This window comes from Ruegeria sp. P8 (assembly GCF_056534665.1).
Window position 1 is genome coordinate 1 of the sequence record NZ_JBQERC010000053.1, and the last position, 1840, is coordinate 1840.

The following is a 1840-nucleotide window of genomic DNA, read 5'->3' on the forward strand; positions in this document are numbered from 1 at the left end:
GCGACTTTTTGTTTGTGTTTATTGAACTGTTGGTCGAAGAGGTTTTTGAAGGGTCCGTTTTTCTGCATGAGTTGGTCGAGGTTTCCCTGTTCGGCGATAGCGCCGTCCTGGATGACGATGATCTTGTCTGCCTCCAGCACGGTTGACAGGCGGTGGGCGATGACGATGACGGTGACATCCTGTGTCAGGGCGTCCAGCGCCTCTTTGACCAGCGATTCCGATTCCGCGTCCAGCGCGCTTGTGGCCTCGTCCAGCAGCAGGATTTCGGCCTTGCGCAGAATGGCGCGGGCAATCGCGATGCGCTGTTTCTGACCGCCCGACAGAAAGGTTCCGTTTTCGCCCACCGGGGTCTCATAGCCCTGCGGCAGGTCGGTGATGAACTGATGCGCATGTGCGGCCCGGGCTGCCGCGATCACCTCTTCATCGCTCGCCTCGGGAGCCGAGCAGCGCAGGTTGTCCATCACCGAGGCCGAGAACAGGAACGTGTCCTGACCGACATACGAGATTTTCCGCCGCAGCGAGGCAAAGCTGACATCCCTCAGGTCCTGGCCATCGATCTCGACGCTGCCCTGATCGGGGTCGTAAAACCGCATGATCAGGCCAAACAACGTGGATTTGCCACCACCGGACTGGCCGACAAGGGCCGTGGTTTTCCCGGCCTCGAAAGTGGCGCTCATGTTGTCGATCACCGGCACCGTACCCTGATAGCCAAAGGTCACATTGCGCAGCGTGATCTGTCCGGGGCCGTCACTCAGGTCACGGGCCCGGGGGCTTTCCACCATCGTGTCCTCCTGATCCAGCAGGCTGAACAACATGCCGACACCGACCATGCAGGTTTCAATCTGGACCCGCATCCTGGACAGGCGCTTGGCGGGTTCATAGGCCATCAGCAAAGCGGTGATGAAGGACATCAGCTGACCCGCGGTCGGCTGTTCGGTGCCCGCGATGCCCATCGTGCTGACAATGAGAACCCCGGCAACCGCCAGACCGGCCAGAAACTCCATTAGCGGGCTGGCAATGGCCTGCAGCCGGGCGATGTCGTTCGAGCGCTGTTCGACCTTCCGGATAGCGGTCTCCATTCGGTCGATCATGCGATCTTCAAGCGCAAACACCTTGATCACCTTGATCCCCGCCGAGGTCTCCTGCAGCACCCGGATGATCTCGGCCAGCGATTTGAACTCGGCCTGCATGATCGAGCGGACGCTTTTCAGCAGATACCGCACCCCCAGAAGGGCAACCGGGCCCACCACAAAGAACATCACCGACAGGACCGGCTGCTGATACACCATGACCACAATCAGGCCGACCAGGGTCAGGGCATCGCGGACAAACCCGGTGACCAGAACATCGATCAGGCCCCGGGCCGATTGCGCGCCATTGGTCGTGCGCATCAGCAGATCCGATGATTCATTGGTCGAAAAGAACGACACCCCGTGCCGGACCAGCTTGCGGTACAGCTTCTCCTGCTGCTGGGCCACAATCCGGTTGCCCGCGCGCGCCAGAAAGACGGCCTGAATATACGAGGCCACCGCCTTGGTCAGGAACAGAAGCACAACCCCCAGCGCAATGACATGCGCCCATCCCCGCAATTCCGGGCTGGTCATGGCATCAACGATATATTCCATCATGTAAGCCGAGCCGGCGGTGGTGACCGCCACCGCGATCATCGCCAGGATCGCAACGCCGTAAAGCCCGCCCTGCGCATAAAAGCTCTCACCGACAAGCCGGCCCATATAGCCCGATCGCCACTTGTTCCAGGCGCGCTTCATCATTGCGTTCTCCAAATCCGTGAAACGGTGCGCACGCCCAGATACCCCATATCCCGCCGCGCCTAAAGGAC

At 60.5% G+C, this 1840-nt stretch carries 1 protein-coding gene; it reads right to left on the reverse strand.

The annotated features are described in order from the left end of the window. Positions 1–1772: ABC transporter ATP-binding protein (locus ACR0BZ_RS19815; protein WP_480921077.1), on the reverse strand; the 1772-nt coding region annotated here is incomplete at its 3' end. Positions 1773–1840 lie beyond the last annotated feature (68 nt).